This is a genomic window from uncultured Slackia sp., from assembly GCF_959608125.1.
Classification (GTDB): Bacteria; Actinomycetota; Coriobacteriia; order Coriobacteriales; family Eggerthellaceae; genus Slackia.
This window is the reverse complement of sequence record NZ_CAUHPG010000011.1, coordinates 43,220-62,305: the sequence shown is the minus strand read 5'-3', so window position 1 is coordinate 62,305 and position 19,086 is coordinate 43,220. Positions and strand designations below refer to the sequence as shown.

Genomic DNA, 19,086 nt, shown 5'->3' with positions numbered 1-19,086 from the left:
CCGAACACCACAGGCAACGTGACGAACACGAGCGAGGGGCCGGAGTCGGGCGTGACATTGTAGGCGAAGCAGGCCGGGAAGATGATAAGACCCGCCAGGATGGCGACGAGCGTGTTGAGCAGCGTGACGTTGACGGCCTCGCCCGTCAGGCTGCGCTCGCGGCCGATCTTCGAACCGAAGATCTCCATCGCCGCGATACCGAGCGAAAGCGAGAAGAACGCCTGGCCCATAGCCGCATAGACCGCTTCGCCGAACGTGGCCCAGCCGCCCGCGAACATACGGCTGAAATCAGGCACCAGATAGAACTCGAGGCCTTCGGCGGCGCCCGGCAGCGTGACAGAGCGGATGCAGAGCGCGATCATGGCGACGAACAGAATGGCCATCATCCATTTCGTGATGCGCTCGACGCCCTTTTGCAGGCCCAGGCTGCACACGAGAAAACCGATGACCACGGCGGCCAGCATCCAGCCCAGAAGCTCGGAGGAGTTCGCAAGCATCGACGAGAACGCCGCGCCCGTGACGTCGGCCGTGCCGCCGTCGAACATGCCCGACGCCATCTTGGGCACGTAGGCGAGCATCCAGCCCGCGACCGTGGTGTAGAACATCATCAAGATCATGCAGCCGATGTACCCCCACCAAGAGAACCAGTGGAAACGACGTTTCGGCTCCAAGATGTCGAACGCCTGCGCGCAGCTCTTTTGGCTGGCGCGGCCCACGGCGAACTCCATCACCATGACGGGCAGGCCCAGGATGACCAGGAAGATCAGGTACAGCAGCACGAAGGCGCCGCCGCCGTATTCGCCTGCGATGTACGGGAAACGCCACACGTTGCCCAATCCGATGGCGCAGCCTGCGGCCACGAGGATGAAGCCCAGGCGGGACGCGAAGTGCTCGCGCTTCTGCTCCCCGCCCGCAGGCTTCACGGAAGTCGTATCGGCCATAAATCACTCCTTCTAACTAAAGCGACGAAATGAGCAGGATTTTAGCATGAATATTCACGAGGAGGAATATCGGCCGACAGGACAAAGGTCGAAAAGAGTGGGAAGCGGGATATGCGCAGCGACCGAGACCTGCCGTCTCGACGATGCGCCGCACGCGTATCCGGTTCACCGAGAATAAAGAAAAGGGCGCCCGGAGCGCCCTTGGTCACAGGTTCTTCGCGAGATCCTCGAGCCTGCGCACGCGATGGTACACCGCGGACTTCGACAGCGGCGGATTCGCCCGTTCGCCGAGCTCTTTGAGGCTCGCGTCGGGATAACGCAGGCGCAGACGCACGAATTCCTGCAGCCCCGGCGGCAGGTCGGCCATCTTGCCGCTTTCGGCCAGCTTGCGGATGCTCACGATCTGGTCGATCGCCGCCTCGGCGCTTTTCGCCTGGTTGGCGAGCTCGGCATTGACCTTGCGGTTGATGTCGTTGCGCACGCTTTTGCGCACGCGCTCGTTCTCCATGGCAAGCGCGCTCTGGTGCGCGCCGACGAACGCGAGGAACTCCGAAATGGCCGTGCCGCTTTTCAGATACACGATATACGAGTTGCGGCGGTGCAGGATGCGCGCCTTGATGCCGCGCTCGGTCATCAAGGCCACGAGCCCTTCGGCCAGACCCTCGTTTTCGACCGTGATCTCGAAATGGAAATCGCCGCGCGGCTCGGCGATGAAGCCGCTGCCCAGAAAAGCGCCGCGCAAATACGCCGCTTCGCAGCAGGGCTTTTCGATCAGATGGGCATGGATGCCCATTTCCAGGCCGGCATCGCCCAGAACGCCCAGATCGTGCAGGGCCTCCTCCATGCCGGGCTGGGACGGAACCACGATCAGGTAGTTCGGCGTTTTATGCAGCACGCTGCGACGCACCGTGAGCTCGGTCTTGAGGGCATAGGTCTGGTGGAGCGACTTGATGATCAAGCGCGCCACAGAACTGATTTCGGTGGCCACTTCGAGACGATAGCGTCCCGGACCCGAGAAGAACAACGTGCCCTCGATGCGGATGAGAGCCGCAAGGGTCGCCTTATCGCAATGGCTGCATCCGGGAGCCACACGCGTGAGCTCGTCTTTGACATCGGCGGTAAACGACATGAAACCTTACTTTCTCAAACGCAGACGGGAAAGGCGGATCACGGTGCGCATGGCGTCTCGCAGCGCGGACGCATCATGCCACGTGGGCCTCAACGGATCGACGAGGTTGCGGACGAGCACCACGGGGCCTGCCTGCTGGATGGCGAAGGCGTCCTCGTAGCTGATCCGCACCGGACGGATGGTATCGGAAGCGGCGGGCGAAACGGCGGCCGCAGGCTCTTGCGACGTATCGCCGCAGACGACGCCGGCCATGCGGTCCGCTCGATTCGCAGGCCGCAACGCAACGGGGCTGTGCACCAGCACGTAATCGACCAGGCCGTCCATGCCGTGACGCGCCAAGGCCTCGAAATGCTCGCGCGCCGAAAGGCCCCAGGTCTCTCCCTGCATGTCGGCCAACGAGCAAACGAACGCCACCACGCCGTTCGATTCCCTGATCGCCTCGATGACGCCTGGCACCAAGAGATTGGGGATGATCGACGTGAATAGCGAACCCGGGCCCAGCACGATCAGATCGGCCGCACGGATCGCATCGAGCGCAGGAGCATATGCATGCACGGGAGTGTCGGATTCGAGTCGCACGCGATGCAGGGCCGTCGTGGATTTGCACGCCTTGGCCTGCCCCTCCAACAGCACGCCGTCACATGTCTCGGCGACGAGACGCACTTTGTCGAGCGTCGAGGGATACACGTGTCCGCGAGCACCCAGCAGGCGCTCGCAAATGGCGATGGCCTCGGGAAACGACCCCGTGGCGTCTTCGAGGGCCGACAGCATCAGGTTGCCCAGCGTATGGTTGCGCGCGAACGAGAAGCGGTACTTGAACGCGCGCGTCAACGGGTCGGAGGCGTCGGCCGCCATGGCGGCCAGGCATTTGCGGATATCGCCCGGCGGCAAAACGCCCGCCTCTTCGCGCAGGATGCCGGTCGAACCGCCGTCGTCGGCCATGGCCACGACCGCCGACACCTCGGCCTCGAGCGAAAGCAGCGTGCGGATCGAAACGGGAGCGCCCGTGCCGCCGCCGATCACGACCGCCTTCACGGGGGCTGCAGTGTCGTGCAAAACTTCGTCGCCCACTTCCGAGCGCAGACGCGCGAAAGCGGCCGTCGCCGCCGGGTCGTAGGCGAACGGCACGTCGCGCGGAATGAATTCAGCCATGGCTACTCGGCCTTTCCGTCGAGCGCCGAACGCACCGACTCGGCAAGCGCGAGGTCTCGATGGGTCACGCTGACGCGGTAGCCGCGAGTCTTCAGATAGTCGCCCGTGCTTTCCGCCAGCGCGACGCTGCGATGCTGCCCGCCCGTACATCCCACGGCGATGGCCAGCTGCTGCTTGCCTTCCTTCACATAGCCGGGCATCACCACGTCGAGCAGCTCGCGCCAGCGCTTCAGGAATTCGACCGTCTCGTCGCGATACATCACGAAATCGCGCACGGGGGCGTCGAGGCCGGTAAGCGGACGCAAAGCGGGATCGTAATAAGGATTGGGAAGGAAGCGCACATCCATCACGATATCGGCGTCGAGCGCCGCGCCGTGCTTGAAACCGAAGGAATACACGGTGACGGCCAGCCCCTCGCGTTCATCGACGCCCGCGAACAAGTCGCGAATCTTCGTGCGCAACTGCATGGGCAGAAGCTCGCTCGTATCGATCACGTCGTGGGCCATGTTGCGCAGCGAGAACAGCAGCGCGCGCTCGGCGGCGATGCCCTGGGCGATGGTCATGCCCTCCTCGCACATGGGATGGCGGCGGCGGCTCGCCTTATAGCGCGCCACCAGCTTGTCGTCGTCGGCATCCAGAAACACCACGCGATAGGCCACGCCCGACGAAGAAAGGCGCTCGAGCTCGCCTTTCAGGTCGGCGAAGAAGTCCTTGTTGCGCGCGTCGCAGACCACGGCGAGCTTGCGTGCCTTCTCGCAGGCCCCGCGCGCCGTGCTGAGCAACTGCGGAATCAGATTCGCCGGAAGGTTGTCTATGCAGAAATACCCCAGGTCTTCGAAGGCGTGCATGGCCTCCGTGCGGCCGGCGCCGCTCATGCCCGTGACGATGACGAAATCGTTGGCGTTCTCGCCCTCGTATGCAGCGGTCTCGAACCCCATGGACACCCTCTTTCTCGAGCGCCGCGCCCTCTGACCGGACGGGCGGATTACACGCTTCGCTCCGAACGGAGCCGTCGTTCATTATACTGCGAGAGCACTGCATGGACCTCTTCGGCCACTTCGACCGGCACCGCCTGCGCGGCGACGATGTCGTCGAGGCTCGCCTCGCAGAGCTTGCGAAAGCCTCCCATGGCCGCAAGCAGCGCCTTTTTGCGCACCGGCCCCAAGCCGACCACGTCGTCGAGGACCGATTTGGTCATCCCTTTGCCGCGCAGCTCGCGATGGAACGTGATGGCAAAGCGATGACTTTCGTCTCGTACGTGCTTGACCAGGTACAACGAACTCGACCCGCTCGGCAGCACCACGGGGCCGCTATCCTGCCACGGAACGAACAGCTCCTCGTCGCGCTTTGCGAGGCCGGCCACGGGAATATCGTCGATACCCAGTTCCGCAAGCTGCGCCAAGGCGGCCGTAAGCTGAGGCTTGCCGCCGTCGACGATCAACAGGTCGGGCTTCTTGCCGAACCGCTCGTCGGCCATGCGCTCGGGCGCATAGCGACGGCCGAGCACCTCGCGCATGCTCAAGAAGTCGTCGGCCTCTTCGAGCGGCGTCTTGATCTTGAAGCGCCGATACTGGTTCTTGTCGGGCCGTCCGCCCGTGAACACCACCATCGACGCCACCGTATACGACCCATGGATCGTGGAGATGTCGAAGCACTCGATGCGCATCGGCGGCGCATCGAGCGCAAGGGCGCTCTCCAGCTGCAGAAGCGCGTCATTGATGCGTTTGTCCTCATAGTTGGTACGCACCTTGTAGCGGTTGAGCGTATGCCCCGCGTTTTTGCGCGCCATGGACAAAAGCTCGGCCTTCTCGCCGCGCTGCGGCACCGTGAAGCGCACTTTCGCGCCATGGGGGCTTGCAAGCTTTTCGGTGAGCCACGCCTCCATGGCATCGACGTCTTCGAGTTCGCAATCGACGATGACCTCGTGCGGAATCGACGTGGTCGCATCGTAATAACGCAGAAGGAAATTGTGCAGCAGGTCGACGTCGGGCACGTCGCGGCCGCGGTCGAGCACGAACTCGTTTCCGTTGACGATACGCCCCTCGCGCACCATGAACACGTGGACGCCGGCGATAGTCTCCTCGCGCTCGATGCCGATGACGTCGGCGTTCAGATTGCGCGTGGACACCGCGCGCTGACGGTCCGTCAGCGATTCGATGGTGTCGATGCGCGCCTTGATGCGGCCTGCCCTCTCGAAATCGAGCTCGGCCGCCGCCACAGACATCTCTTCGGCGAGCTCGTCGACGAATTCACGGCGGTTGCCGGCCAGAAAGCGCTCGACGCGCGCGATGTTTTCGCGGTATTGCTCGGGCGTGACCCAGCCGCAGCATGCGCCCGGGCCCAGCCCCACATGGGCGTCGAAACACGGCCGGCAGGCCTCGTCGGCCAAGACCTCTTCGACCGTCGCCGTTTCGAGGCGGCGCTTGAGCCTGCGCCACTCGGCGCACTTCGATGCGCAGACCGGAACGACCCTGCGCACGATATCGACCAGATCCCGCGCGGCGCGGCTGTCGGTGTACGGCCCGAAATAGCGCGTGCCCGCAACGTGCTTCTCGCGCGTATATTTGATGGCGGGAAACACATCGCTTTTGGTGATTGCGATGAAGGGATAGCTTTTGTCGTCTTTGAAATCGGCGTTGAAGAACGGCGCGTATTGCCCGATCAGATTCTTCTCCAGCACGAGCGATTCGTGCTCGTTTTCGACGACGATGTATTCGAACGAATCGATCTGCTCGAGCATAAGAGGAATCTTGGCACGCTCGTCCTGCCCCATGACATACTGCTTCATGCGGGCGCGCAGCTGCTTGGCCTTGCCCACGTAGATAACACGGCCGTCTTTGTCTTTCCACAGGTATACGCCGGGAAGCGCGGGGACGCTTGCCAGCTCTTTTTTGATTTCCTGAATGCGGGTTTCGTTGCTCATGCGGGCAAGTATAGACCACAGGCGCGACTGCGCTCGACAGGGCGCAGGACTCGGCACCGTTTCGGCAGAATCGACGCGGCCGCAGACCTACATGAATGCGTGGAAGAACTCGATGAGCACAGGCACGAGAGCCGAACAGATCACGCCGTTGACGACGGAAAGCACCACCGTCTCGCCGTTCGTGCAGCGAATCATCATGGGCAGGGTCGTATCCTCGCTCGTCGCGCCGGCGGGCGCGATGCATGTGGGATAGTTGAGATGGCGCGCGATCCAGGGGATGATGAAGAACGAGATGAGCTCGCGCAGCAGGTTCGCCAGAAACGTGACGCTTCCCACCTGGGCGCCCGCGATCTGCGTCAGCATGACTCCCGCAAGGCTGTACCAGCCGAGACCGGACGCAATGGCGCCGCCGGCAGGCAACGAGAACCCGCACAGCGCGGCGGCGATCAGGCCGCCCGCCACCGAGCCGACCACGATGCCGAAAGGAATAATCAGCACGCGCACGTGATACTGCTTGATTTTGCCGATAAGGCCCTTGCTTCCGCCGACGCTTATGCCCACGAAGAACATGAGGGCGAACAGCACCCAGTCGGAATGAGCGACCAGGAAATCGACCGGCGCAAGCTCGAGCGGAGCCAATCCCGCCAACACGCCGAGAACCAGGGCGCCCACCGCGATCGCGATCATGGCCCCTTCCCCTCCGTCGGCATCGACCGACTCGCGCGCGGCGGCATGCTCGGCGTCTTCAGCATGGCGTTTGGTGATATCGGACATGAACGCGCGGGACAAAAGATAGACGACCGCCGTGGAAAACGCGATGGGAATGACAGCGAAGGCGAGGCTCGCGATACCAAGCTCGGCGAGCTCGTCGAGAAAGCCTTCCCTCCCTCCCAGCATGGCGCCCATCGAGAAGATCAGCACGCCCGTGGCGACAAGCGTCAGCGTGGAGTTGGCCTTGCGAAGCGAATCGGGAAACACCGTAGCGCCGATAGCGACTCCCACGCACATCACGATCAATATTTCCACGACGCATCCCTCTCGTCTCGCCCTTGATGAAATCTCCTGGATTTCGAAACGCACAGTATACCAACCGCACGCCGCATTTTCCGACCGACGACGCCATACGGAAACGAAAAAGCGCGAGCGCGAGCGTTCCGACGACGCCGTAAAAGAAGTTCACGATACGTTGACGGATCGCCGAATCCGACTCGCGCGCAAGATCGGGGCCGGCAATAATGAAGCACCGACCATATATAAGAAGGAATCCTATGCCCACGCAGAATAAAGACAGCGCCCCCTATGCCGACGTGCGCTCGATCGGCTTGCCGAGGGCTTTGATGTATTACCGCTATGCGCCCGCCTGGAAGGCGTTTTTCGAGGCTCTCGGCCGCGAGGTGGTGGTCAGCAGGCAATCCGACCTCGCGATGCTCGAGCGGGGCTCGGCGCGCTCCGTCGACGAATGCTGCCTCGCGTCCAAGATTTACATGGGCCACGTCGAGTCTCTTCTCGAGACCTGCGACGCCGTATTCGTGCCGAGCCTGGCCAACCTGGGACGCTTCAAGAGCTTTTGCACCAAATACCAAGCGCTTCCCGACCTCGTACGCAACACCTTCGACGAGGAATCGATCCGCATCGTGTCGTGCGTCGTCGAGAATCAGCAGTCGAAGGCGTCCATGAGAACGGCGTTTCTCGACCTGGCCGCGCAGTTCGGCGCGACGCCGAAAGAGGCGAAGGCCGCTTACAAGGCGGGAAGGATCGCGCTCGAACGCGCCGAGAAGAACGCGCGCGAATCGTTCGAGTCCTCCCTGCAAGACGTCGAGCGCGCCCGCGAACGCGAACGCGAAGCGGGCGAAGTCGAGCCGCTGGCCATCCTGGTGGCGGCCCATCCTTACGTGACGCACGACCGCCTGATCGGCGGACCCGTCGTCGATGCGCTGCACGACATGGGAGTCACGGTCCTGTTCGCCGACGAATTCGACCATGAGCGCGCCTACAAAGAGAGCGGCAAGTTCTCTTCGACGATGCCCTGGCTCGTCAACAGGGAGCTGATCGGAGCCATGCTGTGCCTGCGCGGACGCGTCGACGGCATCGTGGCGATCAGCGCCTTCCCCTGCGGGCCCGACTCCATGACCAACGACGCGGTCGCCCGCCGCGCCAGCAACACCCCCCTGCTCTCGCTGACCGTAGACGCCCAAAGCGGCACCGCCGGCCTCGAAACGCGCATCGAGAGCTTCATCGACATCCTTCGCTACCGACGGAAAGGAGGCTACCTGCAATGACGACGCCCGAATCGCCGCGCACGACCGCGCCTGAACGCGAGCGGCCCAACGACTCGCTGCCCCTGCGCGCCGCGAATTTCCTCGGCGACACGATTGACGCCCTGGACACCCTCGCCCGCCGCTACGACGACGGGCCGCGCGCCGACGTGCGCGCCGAAGATTCCGACAACGTACGCACGAGGCTGGTAGCCAAGCGCGCGAAGCGCAAGCGCGACCGCCACGCCAAAACCAAGGTCGCGTTCTTGCGCTACAGCTACTACGACGCGGTGTTTCGTTTCTTCGTCGAACGCGTTCTCGATGCCGAATACGTCGACCTGGGAGAACCGACCAAGGTCACGCTCGAGCTGGGCGCCATGCACAGCAACGACTTCGTCTGCGCTCCGTTCAAGCATATCCTGGGCGACTACATCGAAGCGCTCGACGCAGGAGCCGACGTGCTCGTGCAGTTCACGGGCCCGTGCCGTCTGGGCTACTACGGCGAACTCCAGGAGTCGATCCTGCGCGACATGGGCTACGAGTTCGAAATGCTCAACTTCGCCGAAATCGCAGGCCGCCCGCTGAAGGAGTACGCGACGACCTGCAAGAAGCTGGTCAACCCCGACCTTTCGGTAGCGCAGGGCGTCAAGGGCATGCTCGCGGCCTTCAAGATGGTCGAATGCCTCGACTCCTACCACGCCCGCTACCTCGCGCTCGCGGGATTCGACGCGCATCCGGGCGACTCGGACGCGGCGCGCGAAGAGTTCTTCGCTTCGATGGCACGCTGTGAAACGCGACGGGACGTGGAAGACGCGTATCGCGCGGGCATCGAGAAGCTCGAGTCTATCGAGCGGAACAAGCCCGCCGACGCGCTGCGCATCGGCATCGTGGGAGAGTATTTCACGGCGGCCGACCCACGCAGCAACCTCGACATCGAGCGCAAGCTGCTCGCGATGGGCGTCGAGGTGTCGTGTTCGATGAACGTCACCAACCGCAACATCCGCTACAACGAGCCCGAGCTGCGCCGTGAAATCGAAGAGTACGTCGCCTACGACATGGGCCCCACCTCGACGCTCACCATCGCATCGGCGAAACGCTACGCCGACGAGGGCTTCGACGGGATCGTGCACCTGAAGTCGTCGGGCTGCACCCCCGAAATCGACTGCATGCCCGTGCTGCAGCGCATCAGCCGCGAACGCAAGATTCCCGTGCTCTTCCTCAGCTACGACTCGCAGACCAGCGATACCGGCCTCGACACCAGGGTCGAAGCGTTCTATGACATGATCGCCATGAGAAAGGCTTCACGATGACCGACCGCACCTCCGCTTCCGAAAAGCGCCTCACGGCGTTTCTCGGCATCGATACCGGATCCATTTCGACCAAGGGCGTGATCATCGACGAGAAGGGCGAGATCATCGCCCGCACCTACCTGTGGACCGAGGGCGACCCCTCCCGCGCTGTCGGACGCGTCGTGGACGACCTCGCGTCCCAAATAGACCGCGATGGAATCGACGTAGTGGCCGTGGGCACCACGGGAAGCGCGCGCCGCCTCGTCGGCGCGATGCTCGACGCCCAGGTGGTCAAAAACGAGATTACCGCGCACGCGGTGGGCACGACGTTTCTGCATCCCGACGTGAGAACGATCCTCGAAATCGGCGGCCAAGACTCCAAGATCATCTGCGTCGAAGACGGCGTGGCGGTCGACTACGCCATGAACACCCTGTGCGCGGCGGGAACGGGCTCGTTCCTCTCGAGCCAGGCCCACCGCCTCGGCGTGGAGGTCGAGGACTTCGGCCCGATCGCGCTCACCTCGAAAAATCCGGCGAATATCGCGGCGCGCTGCACCGTGTTCGCCGAAAGCGACCTGGTCCACAAGATCCAGATGGGCTACGCCCGCGAAGACGTGATCGCGGGCCTATGCAAGGCGGTCGCCGTGAACTACCTGAACAACGTCGGCAAAGGCAAGAAGATCGTCTCGCCCGTGGTGTTCCAGGGCGGCGTGAGCAAGAACGTCGGCGTCGTGCACTTCTTCGAAGAGGCCCTCGGCTGCGAGGTGACCGTCGACGACGACGGCCACCTGATGGGAGCCTTCGGCGCCGCGCTGCTCGCAGCGGCGGCCCCGGAAAACACGCGCCGTTCCTTCGAATTCGACATCGACGACTTCGAATTCAAGACGAGAGAGGTCATCTGCGGCAAGTGCCCGAACCACTGCGAGATCGTCTGCGTCTACCGCGACGACGAGCGGATCGATTCGTGGGGCAACCGCTGCGACAAGGGAGCCCTGAAAACCTCGCGCAAACGCGCCTAGCATCGAGGACGCGGCGTTTCGACGCCGTGTCCTTTTATTTTCCCATGCATGAGGGGTTGCGCCGCGTTCGTCCGTGCGATAAATTACGAACATCGGTACGATACGAGCGAAAGGACCCTTATGCGCCTTCTGCACCTCTCCGACCTTCATATCGGCAAGCAGGTCAACGAATTCTCCCTGCTCGAAGACCAGGCCCTCATGCTGGAGACGGTCGTCGGCATCGTCGAGCAGCGCGACGTCGACGCCGTGATCATCGCAGGGGACGTCTACGACAGGTCCGCGCCGAGCGCCGATGCCGTCGCCTGCTTCGACAAGTTCCTTTCATCTCTCGCCGACACGGGCGCCGCGTGTTTCATCATCCCCGGCAACCACGACTCGGCGGAACGCATCGCCTATGCCGCGCACCTGCTCGAGAAGAACCGCGTCCACATAGCCCCCGTCTACGACGGAACCGTCGTCCGTCGCACGCTGACCGACGAATACGGCGAAACGACCTTCTGGCTCTTCCCCTTCATCAGGCCGGCAAGCGTCAAACGGTTCTTCCCCGACGACGACATCCCCGACTACACCGCCGCCATGCAACACGTCATCGAAACCTGCGATATCGACCCGACGCGGCGCAACGTGGCGATCGCGCACCAGTTCGTCACCTACAGCGGCATAGAACCCGATCGCAGCGATTCCGAGCTTTCGCTCGGCGGCATCGACAACGTGGACGCAAGCGTCTTCGACGCCTTCGACTACGTCGCCCTGGGCCACATCCACCGCCCGCAGCAGGTCGGCCGCAAAACGGCGCGCTACAGCGGGAGCCTCTTGAAATATTCGGCCTCCGAAATCGACTACGACAAATCGGCTCCGCTGATCACCCTGAAAGAAAAGGGCGACGTCGAAGTCGAACTCGTTGCGCTCGCTCCCGTCCGAGACATGGTCCGAATCAAAGGCCCCCTCGAAAAGCTGGTGTCGACCGAAGCGACCGCCGAACTCGACGAGCGCGACCGCAACCATTACGTCCACGCCGTGCTGACCGACGAGTTCGCGCCGATCGACGCGCTTTCAGCGCTGCGAGCCGTCTACCCGAACGTGATGAGCATCTCGTTCGACAACGCGCGCACCGCGGCGGCGCAGGAGGAATGCGGCGGCGTCGCCGAAAACGTCGACCGCATCGACCCGATCGACCTGTTCGCGCGCTTCTACCGCGAGCAGAACGGCGCCGACATGACCGACGCCCAATACGAAGCGGTACGCGAAGCGCTCGAAGAAAGCGAGGAGGACCGATGAGACCGATTCATCTGACCATGTGCGCGTTCGGCCCCTATGCGGGCACGACCGAAATAGATTTCACCGAGCTCGGACAAAGCGGCATCTACCTGATCACGGGCGACACGGGCGCAGGCAAGACCACCATATTCGACGCCATCTCGTTCGCGCTATTCGGCAAAGCCAGCGGCGACGGCCGCGATCCGAAGACGCTGCGCAGCGATTTCGCCGTACCGACCCTCGAGACGAGCGTCGAGCTAGAATTCGAATACCGCGGCCGCGTCTACACCGTGTCGCGCAGGCCCGCGCACGAACGCATGAAGATGCGCGGCGAAGGAATGACCCAGGTCGGAGCCGATGCCACGCTCACCATGCCCGATGGATCGGTCGTCGCCGGCTTGCGCGATGTCGACCAGGCCGTCGCCGACATCCTCGGCATCGAACGCGAGCAATTCGCCCGCATCGTCATGATCGCCCAGGGCGATTTCCGCAAACTTCTTTCGGCGAAGACCGACGAGCGGCGCGAGATATTCCGCCGCATCTTCGGAACCGAACGCTATCAGACCTTCCAGAGAAAGCTCGCCGAGCGCAAGCGCGCCCTCGACGACGAGCATAAAGCGCTGGCCGCCGAACTCGAGCTCCACGCCAAAGCCGTCTACGTCGACGAAGGAAGCGCCGAAGCCGCCGAGCTGCGCAGGCTCATAAAAGACCACGCGCTGCAGGCCGACTGGCTGTACGCGATGCTGCAGGAGGCCACGCAGCGCGACGCCGCCCTGCTCGACGAATCGGACCTGCGCCTCGCGAAGGCCGAAACGGAAAGCCGCGCCGTCGAAAGGGCCGAAAAGGAACACGAGCAGGCACGCAGGCTCCAAGACGAAATCGCCCTGGAACAATCGAAGAAAGAAGCCCTCGAGGCGAGCCTGCGCCAAGCGCGGCAAGCCCTCGACGCCGCCTCGGAATCGCTCGGACAGCGAGAGGCCTTGGCAAACAAGGCGGCCGTCGAACAAGACGCCCTGGCGCTCTACGACGCCCTCGAGGCGGCACGCGCCCAGGCGACCGAGGCCGAGGCGCGCATGCGCGACGCCGATGCGCGTCTCTCGAAGATCGCCGCGAACGAAACGGCGGCGTCGCAGAAGCGAGAGCAGGCGTCCCGCGTCATCGCAGAGCTCGCGAACGCCGACCAGGCGTACGCGGATGCGATCCTCGCCCGAAACGAGGCCAAAGCCGCTTTCGAGACGGCCGACCGATACCGATCCGCGTGGAACGAAGCCGCCGCGATCGGCAGAAGCGCACGCGACGCGCAGGCGGCGGCCGCACGCGAAGACGAGGCGTCTCGAAAGGCCGAAGAGAAACGCTGCGAAGAAGACCGGACCATCAAGGACGCAGATGCGCTTTGCGCGGCCTTGGCCGCCGCGCCCGAGCAGGCGGCGCGCCATAAGGCCGAAACGAAACGCCTGTCCGAACGCATCGAGCGCATCGAGGGGTCTCGGGCGAACGAGCGCGACGCCGCACGGGCAAGCATCGCGGCACAGGCGAAAGCGCGCGAAGCCGTCGCCTCCTACGAAGTCCTAAAGGAACGCTCGGACCGGGCGCAGCGCGCCTGGAGCAGCGCCAATGCCGCATATCTCGACGACCAGGCGGGCGTGCTCGCCGCAACGCTCGCTCCCGGCTCGCCCTGCCCTGTATGCGGCTCGACCGAACACCCCTGCCCCGCCGAAGCGGCCGCGGGCGCGCCGAGCAAAGACGAAGTCGAGCGCCTTCGCCGCGCATGGGATGCCGCAGCGGAAAAGACCGCCGCGGCATCGGCCGAAGCGGCCGCAGCGCGCGGAGCGGCCGAAGAGCGCGAACGCGCCCATCGCGCCATCGTCGAAGAGCACGGTTCCGCCGAAAGCCTGAAAGCGCAGGCCGAAGAGGCGACCGCGAATCTGCACGACGCCGAACGCAGCCTCGCCGAAGCGCGCGAAGACGCTCGAAGGCTCGATGAGGCGCGCAAGGGCGTCGAACGCGCCCGCATGCGCAAAGAGGAGGCCGAGAAGGCGGCGCGTGCGGCGCTTTCCCGGGCGGCGGACGCGCGCGCAGAGGCCGCGCGGCTCGACGCGGCCGCCAAGACGGCTCTCGAAAGCATTCCTTATGAAAACAAGGACCTGCTTGTCGACGCCTACCGCGCCGCGAAAGAATCCGTCGCGGCCGCCGAAGCGGGCGCGCAGGCGGCCGAGCGGGATCGCAGCAGGCTCGTCGAGGCGCGCAAGCTCGAACGCGAAGCCATCGAGGCGGCCGAAGCGGCCCGCACGCAAGCCGCCGAAGCCGAACGTGAACGCGCCTCGGCCCATGCCGAATACGAACGCGTCTGCGGAGAAGCCGAGTCGATGGCGAAGCGTCTCAATCACCCAGGCAAGACCGAGGCCGTCGCTTCGATCGAAGCGCTGCGCGGCCGCATCAAGGCCATCGACGATGCCTACGAACGAACCCGCGCGTCCGTCAAGAAGCACGAAGAGGACCTTGCCGCCGCAACGGGGCGCATCGAAACGCTCGAACGCTCCCTTCAAGGCATTCCCGAACACGACGCCGAAGCCCTCCGAGCGCAAGCGGTCGAATCCAACGCGCGCCTTGCCGCCGAAAGAGAAGTCAACGCCGGGCTCAGAGCGCGCAAAGAGACCAACGGGCGCGAGTTGAAGCAGATCGAGCGGATAGCCGAGCGCGTCGGGACATTCGACAGGCGCTATGGCGAAATAGCCGCGCTGGCGGAAACCGCGAACGGACAGATCAACGGAAAGGATAAAGTCGCCTTCGAAACGTATGTGCAGGGCATGTATTTCGAGCGCATGATCGAATCGGCAAACCGCCGCCTGCGCGCGATGACGGACGGCCGCTACGAACTCGTGCGCCGCAGCATTGCGACGACGAAAGCGGCGCAAAGCGGCCTCGATTTGAACGTACGCGACAATTACACGGGCAAAGAGCGCGACTCGGGGTCGCTTTCGGGCGGAGAGTCGTTCAAGGCGTCGCTCGCCTTGGCCTTAGGCTTGTCGGACATCGCGCAATCCAACGCAGGAGGCATCAAGCTCGACACGATGTTCATCGACGAGGGATTCGGCTCGCTCGACAGGCAATCGCTCCAACTCGCCATCAAGACGCTCACCGAACTGTCGGGCGGCGACAAGCTCATCGGCATCATCAGCCACGTCGACGAGCTCAAAGACGCCATCGACCGCAAGATCGTCGTGAACAAGGGCCGCAACGGCTCGACCCTGCGGGTCGAGGCCTAAGCCCCGACCCGCCGCGGCAATCGCCGACGAAGGGCGCCGCGGAAACACCGCTTCGACGCGGGCCCTTCGTCCCGTTGCGCAGGACGCGTGGAATGCGCAACGGGACGCGCAGGATGGCATAGAATGGTGTCGTTTGTCCCATCGAAGAGAAACGAGCCGTCCTTGCATTCCCGGCATAAAACCCTTTCCGCAGCCTTGCGCATGCTCTGCTGCGCCTGCGCGCTGTGCGCGATGCTGATCGCGGCGGGCTGTTCGGCGCAGGCAGCATCCGACCATGCCGTCGAAATCGACTTGAAGCAGGGCCGCAGCGCCGCCGAGCGCAACACGCAGGTCCTCCAACACGCCATCAACGCCGCATCCTATGCAGGCGGCGGCGAAATCAGGATACCCGCCGGCACCTATTACTTCGCCTGGAATCACGAGGACGAATGGGGCAGCTACGCCATCATCATGCGCGACAACGTATCAATCGTGGGCGCAGGCATGGACGAGACCTTCCTCATGCCCCTCGGCGTCTACGCCGAGACGGGCGAGGCTAGGCACGGCGTCGACATGTTCTCCTACGACGGGGCAGAAACCGGCAAGTATCTCGTCAACGCCGATTTCTCCGACTTCACCATCGACGGCTCGGCCACGCAGGGAGACCCCGAAGGCTACAACGCCTCGGGCAAGGGATTCTTCTTCACGCTGTTCAAAGACTGCGACTGGGAACGCGTCAAGGTCATGAACACCGACGGCACGGGCTTCGGCGCCGACTACCCCGTCAATTCGACGATGAAAGACTGCATCGCCACCCAATGCGGCAAGAACGCGACGTCCGAATCAGCGGGTGCATCGGGCTTCGGCGTAGGCATCGGCTACTCCGAAGACGAATCGATGCTCATCGAGAACTGCCGATCCTATGACAACACGAAATACGGCTTCTTCTTCGAACACCAGAGCATCTTTTCAAACCCCGTGACCAACGCCGAAAAGGCCGAGGGATACGTTGTGCGCGACTGCGAGGCTTCGGGCAATCTGTACAACTTTGGCGGCAACAGGGCCAACGACGTACGCTTTATCGAATGCGTTTCGGACTCCGCAACAAGCCAGGCGCGCGAGGGCTACACCCGCTGCGCGTTCCAGTTCCATAATTACTCGACCCGCATCACCGTAGAAGGCGGCGAGATATCCCAGCGTTACGATGACGTGGAGCCTGAAGACGACTGCTACGATGCGCTCGCATGGGCGCTTGCCGGCAACGTGGCCGAGGTGGGGTCGGACGGCTATAACGATTTCAGACCGCGCGATAAGGCCTCGCGCGGCGAGGTCGCCGTATTCCTGTGGCGCTACGCCGGCAGACCGGGCGACGTCTTGCTGGGACCCCATCCTTCTTTCGCCGACCCCGCATGCGACGTCGCATTCGGAAGCTACTACGCCGAAGCCGTGAAATGGCTCAAAGAAGACGACCTGAGCGTCGCCGACCCCTTCAGGGCCCAAGACACCATGACCTACGGCGAGCTCGCAACGCTGCTGTGGCGCTACGCAAGGCTGCTCGAAACACCCGAAAGCCAGGCCGCCGACGCCGCGCATTCCGCCAACGACGAAGCTTCGACTCGCTCGGAGGAAAAGGAAGCGGGCGAGCGCACCGCTGCGGGCGATGACGCGGACGCCGCCGCATGGGCGTTCAAGCACGACATCCTTCCTTTCTACGAATCCGAGAACAAGCTCGGCGAGCCATGCACCCGCGAAGGCGTCATCGAAACACTCTATGCATTCGACGGTATACAGGGCTGAACCAGCCTCGCCCGCACCTGGAAAAGCGCCTCCGCGGCGCTTTTTCTTTGCCCCGCCTACGGCGCGCAGCCCCCCCCCGGAAGCACTGGCCCGCACTCTGAAGCGATTGTCTATATACGCACCAAAAGCGACGTTTTCCCAGGAAAACATCTTTCTGGATATATCAAGATAAACCATATCGCTCATTTTGCTAGAATCAGCCTAATGCCAGATTTTCAATGAGTAAGGTCAGTTTATGCTTAGCTACGACATGAGCACACACGGCGAAGACCCCTTGTACGTGCACCTGTGCAAATGCATCAGGACCGATATCGAGACGGGCGCGATAGCGCCCCATGAAAAACTCCCCTCGAAACGTTCGCTCGCCCGCAATCTCGATGTGGCGGTGGTCACCGTCGAGACAGCCTACGCGCAGCTGATCGCCGAAGGCTACCTTTACGCCGAAGCACGCCGCGGATACTTCGCCTGCGAATTGCAACGCACAAAAGAAGCTGCCGCCGAAGACGAGCCCTGTCCCCTTCCCTGCGACGCGCGTCCCGCGCCTGCCGTATCGCCCGCCGAAGCGCGGCGCGCCGCAGCCGCACGCCCGTGGATGCGCGATAAAGATACGCGCTCCATCGCCCCGAAAACCGCACGGCCCCGCTTCGACCTGTCGCCGAACGCCGTATCCGCCGACGCCTTTCCGCTGGCGCTTTTGACGAAATCGCTACGCGACACGCTCTCGCTCGAGCCTGCCGAAACGCTGATCGGCCCAGGCGATGCGCGCGGCGAAGACCGTCTGCGCCGCGCCATAGCGCAGCACCTGCGCCGCACGCGCGGGTTCGCCGTCGACCCCGACCTCATCGTCGTGGGCGCAGGGTCTCAGGTGCTTTACAACCTCATCGTGCAGTTGCTCGACCGCCCCGCATGCGCCGCCGTCGAAAACCCGGGCTACGGCCGCCTTGCACGCGTCTACGAAGCCAACGGCATCCCCGTCGAACGCATCCCGATCGACGAAAACGGCATCGATGTAGACGCATTGCGCTCCATCGACCCTCCGCTTGTCCACACCGTGCCGACCCATCATTTTCCCACCGGAATCGATATGCCCGCCGGCCGACGATACGAACTGCTCGCATGGGCGAACGAAGCGCCAGGACGCTATATCGTCGAAGACGACTACGACGGCGAATTCAGGCTTGTGGGAAAACCTCTCCCTACGCTTGCAAGCATCGACGAACACGAACGCGTCATCTACGTCAACACGTTCTCGCGGGCGCTCGGCCCCGCATTCCGCGTCGCGTATCTCGTGCTGCCGCGCCATCTTCGCGACGCCTTTGCAGGCAAACTCGGATTCTATTCCTGCACCCTCTCTGCGATCGACCAGCTTGCCCTCGCACGCTTTATGGAGCACGGCGATTTCGAACGTTTCATCAACCGCACGAAAACCCGCTGCCGCGCCGCACGCGACGTTTTGGTCGATGCGCTTGCGAAAACGCCCGCCGCTCGCCATATCTCCCTCGAGAACATCGACTCGGGCCTGCACGCCATCCTGCGCATCGAGGCGAAATCCCCCGAGCCGCAAGAACGGAATCCTGCAACCCGCTCTGGATGGCGGCGGCCGGAAATACAAGCCGATCATGGGGCGCATCGAACCCGCGAGGCAACGCCCGATGAGCCCCATGCGGACGCGAGGGCGCGTCTCGAGCATGCCCTCGTGCAGTCGCTCGCACGCCAAGACGTCGCCGTCGCAGCGCTGTCGGACTTCGGCGATGCGCCGATGCCGGGCGCGGGCGAAAAGCAGACCGACACAAGCCGTGTTTCATGCCGCCTTGTCATCGGCCTCGTGGCGCTTCATGAAACCCGGGCCAAGGCGGCCGCAGAAGCGCTTTGGAGGGGCATCGCTCCCTTTATTTAAGGCACTCCTTGAAAACAGTGGATTCGAAATGCGCATGAACTGGGGTTTTATATCGGTCACTAAAAAATGAGTAGGCGTTTTTCTTTCTGAGAATACCGATTATCAGGCGATTCCCGCCCCCTGGAAAGCGCGTAATATGGAAAGCGTTCCGAATGACACCCATCGGACATGCCCCTTATCCG

13 protein-coding genes are annotated in these 19,086 nt (G+C 63.5%); 7 read left to right on the top strand and 6 right to left on the bottom strand.

Annotation, left to right across the window (positions count from 1 at the left end; translation table 11 throughout):
• The 6 genes from Q6E04_RS05010 to Q6E04_RS04985 form a co-directional block, all read right to left on the bottom strand.
• Positions 1-941 (bottom strand): sodium-dependent transporter (locus tag Q6E04_RS05010; protein ID WP_303249708.1); only part of this gene is annotated, 941 nt, incomplete at its 3' end.
• A 205-nt stretch (positions 942-1,146) separates the two neighbouring features.
• Positions 1,147-2,070, bottom strand: a complete 924-nt coding sequence (gene whiA / locus Q6E04_RS05005) for a DNA-binding protein WhiA (protein ID WP_123197512.1) — start codon at positions 2,068-2,070, stop codon at positions 1,147-1,149.
• Between the two features lie 6 nt (positions 2,071-2,076).
• Positions 2,077-3,222, bottom strand: a complete 1,146-nt coding sequence (gene yvcK, locus Q6E04_RS05000; RefSeq protein ID WP_303249707.1) for a gluconeogenesis factor YvcK family protein — start codon at positions 3,220-3,222, stop codon at positions 2,077-2,079.
• A 2-nt stretch (positions 3,223-3,224) separates the two neighbouring features.
• Positions 3,225-4,160, bottom strand: coding sequence for an RNase adapter RapZ (gene rapZ, locus Q6E04_RS04995; protein WP_303249706.1), 936 nt, complete (start codon positions 4,158-4,160; stop codon positions 3,225-3,227).
• Positions 4,161-4,207: 47 nt separating this feature from the next.
• Positions 4,208-6,145, bottom strand: a complete 1,938-nt coding sequence (gene uvrC, locus Q6E04_RS04990; RefSeq protein ID WP_303249705.1) for an excinuclease ABC subunit UvrC — start codon at positions 6,143-6,145, stop codon at positions 4,208-4,210.
• A gap of 87 nt (positions 6,146-6,232) precedes the next feature.
• Positions 6,233-7,171 (bottom strand): lysine exporter LysO family protein, encoded by a 939-nt coding sequence (locus tag Q6E04_RS04985; protein WP_303249704.1) that lies wholly within the window; start codon positions 7,169-7,171, stop codon positions 6,233-6,235.
• 242 nt (positions 7,172-7,413) lie between these two features.
• Between Q6E04_RS04985 and Q6E04_RS04980 the strand changes: the two genes are divergently transcribed.
• The 7 genes from Q6E04_RS04980 (at position 7,414) to Q6E04_RS04950 (ending at position 18,904) form a co-directional block, all read left to right on the top strand.
• Positions 7,414-8,424, top strand: coding sequence for an acyl-CoA dehydratase activase-related protein (locus Q6E04_RS04980; RefSeq protein ID WP_303249703.1), 1,011 nt, complete (start codon positions 7,414-7,416; stop codon positions 8,422-8,424).
• On the top strand, positions 8,421-9,710 hold the full coding sequence (locus Q6E04_RS04975) for a 2-hydroxyacyl-CoA dehydratase (protein ID WP_303249702.1): 1,290 nt from the start codon (positions 8,421-8,423) through the stop codon (positions 9,708-9,710). Before Q6E04_RS04980 ends, Q6E04_RS04975 begins: the two co-directional genes overlap by 4 nt.
• Positions 9,707-10,708: an acyl-CoA dehydratase activase gene (locus Q6E04_RS04970; protein ID WP_303249701.1), complete on the top strand. Its 1,002-nt coding sequence runs from the start codon at positions 9,707-9,709 to the stop codon at positions 10,706-10,708. Before Q6E04_RS04975 ends, Q6E04_RS04970 begins: the two co-directional genes overlap by 4 nt.
• 120 nt (positions 10,709-10,828) lie before the next feature.
• Positions 10,829-11,986 carry an exonuclease SbcCD subunit D gene (locus tag Q6E04_RS04965; RefSeq protein ID WP_303249700.1) on the top strand — a complete coding sequence of 386 codons (1,158 nt, stop codon included), beginning with the start codon at positions 10,829-10,831 and terminating at the stop codon, positions 11,984-11,986.
• A complete protein-coding gene (locus tag Q6E04_RS04960; protein WP_303249699.1) occupies positions 11,983-15,231 on the top strand; it encodes an SMC family ATPase in 3,249 nt (1,082 codons plus the stop codon). Before Q6E04_RS04965 ends, Q6E04_RS04960 begins: the two co-directional genes overlap by 4 nt.
• A gap of 201 nt (positions 15,232-15,432) precedes the next feature.
• Entirely contained in the window at positions 15,433-17,007 is a 1,575-nt protein-coding gene (locus tag Q6E04_RS04955) for a right-handed parallel beta-helix repeat-containing protein (RefSeq protein WP_303249698.1), read from the top strand.
• 235 nt (positions 17,008-17,242) lie between these two features.
• Positions 17,243-18,904 carry a PLP-dependent aminotransferase family protein gene (locus tag Q6E04_RS04950; protein WP_303249697.1) on the top strand — a complete coding sequence of 554 codons (1,662 nt, stop codon included), beginning with the start codon at positions 17,243-17,245 and terminating at the stop codon, positions 18,902-18,904.
• Positions 18,905-19,086 lie beyond the last annotated feature (182 nt).

Bases quoted from the DNA above. Each gene is read 5' to 3' on its own strand.
- Q6E04_RS04960 (WP_303249699.1), top strand. From the start codon at position 11,983: ATGAGACCGATTCATCTGACCATGTGCGCGTTCGGCCCCTATGCGGGC.
- Q6E04_RS04965 (WP_303249700.1), top strand. From the start codon at position 10,829: ATGCGCCTTCTGCACCTCTCCGACCTTCATATCGGCAAGCAGGTCAAC.
- Q6E04_RS04950 (WP_303249697.1), top strand. From the start codon at position 17,243: ATGCTTAGCTACGACATGAGCACACACGGCGAAGACCCCTTGTACGTG.
- Q6E04_RS04955 (WP_303249698.1), top strand. From the start codon at position 15,433: ATGCTCTGCTGCGCCTGCGCGCTGTGCGCGATGCTGATCGCGGCGGGC.
- Q6E04_RS04970 (WP_303249701.1), top strand. From the start codon at position 9,707: ATGACCGACCGCACCTCCGCTTCCGAAAAGCGCCTCACGGCGTTTCTC.
- yvcK (WP_303249707.1), bottom strand. From the start codon at position 3,222: ATGGCTGAATTCATTCCGCGCGACGTGCCGTTCGCCTACGACCCGGCG.
- Q6E04_RS04975 (WP_303249702.1), top strand. From the start codon at position 8,421: ATGACGACGCCCGAATCGCCGCGCACGACCGCGCCTGAACGCGAGCGG.
- whiA (WP_123197512.1), bottom strand. From the start codon at position 2,070: ATGTCGTTTACCGCCGATGTCAAAGACGAGCTCACGCGTGTGGCTCCC.
- Q6E04_RS04980 (WP_303249703.1), top strand. From the start codon at position 7,414: ATGCCCACGCAGAATAAAGACAGCGCCCCCTATGCCGACGTGCGCTCG.
- rapZ (WP_303249706.1), bottom strand. From the start codon at position 4,160: ATGGGGTTCGAGACCGCTGCATACGAGGGCGAGAACGCCAACGATTTC.
- uvrC (WP_303249705.1), bottom strand. From the start codon at position 6,145: ATGAGCAACGAAACCCGCATTCAGGAAATCAAAAAAGAGCTGGCAAGC.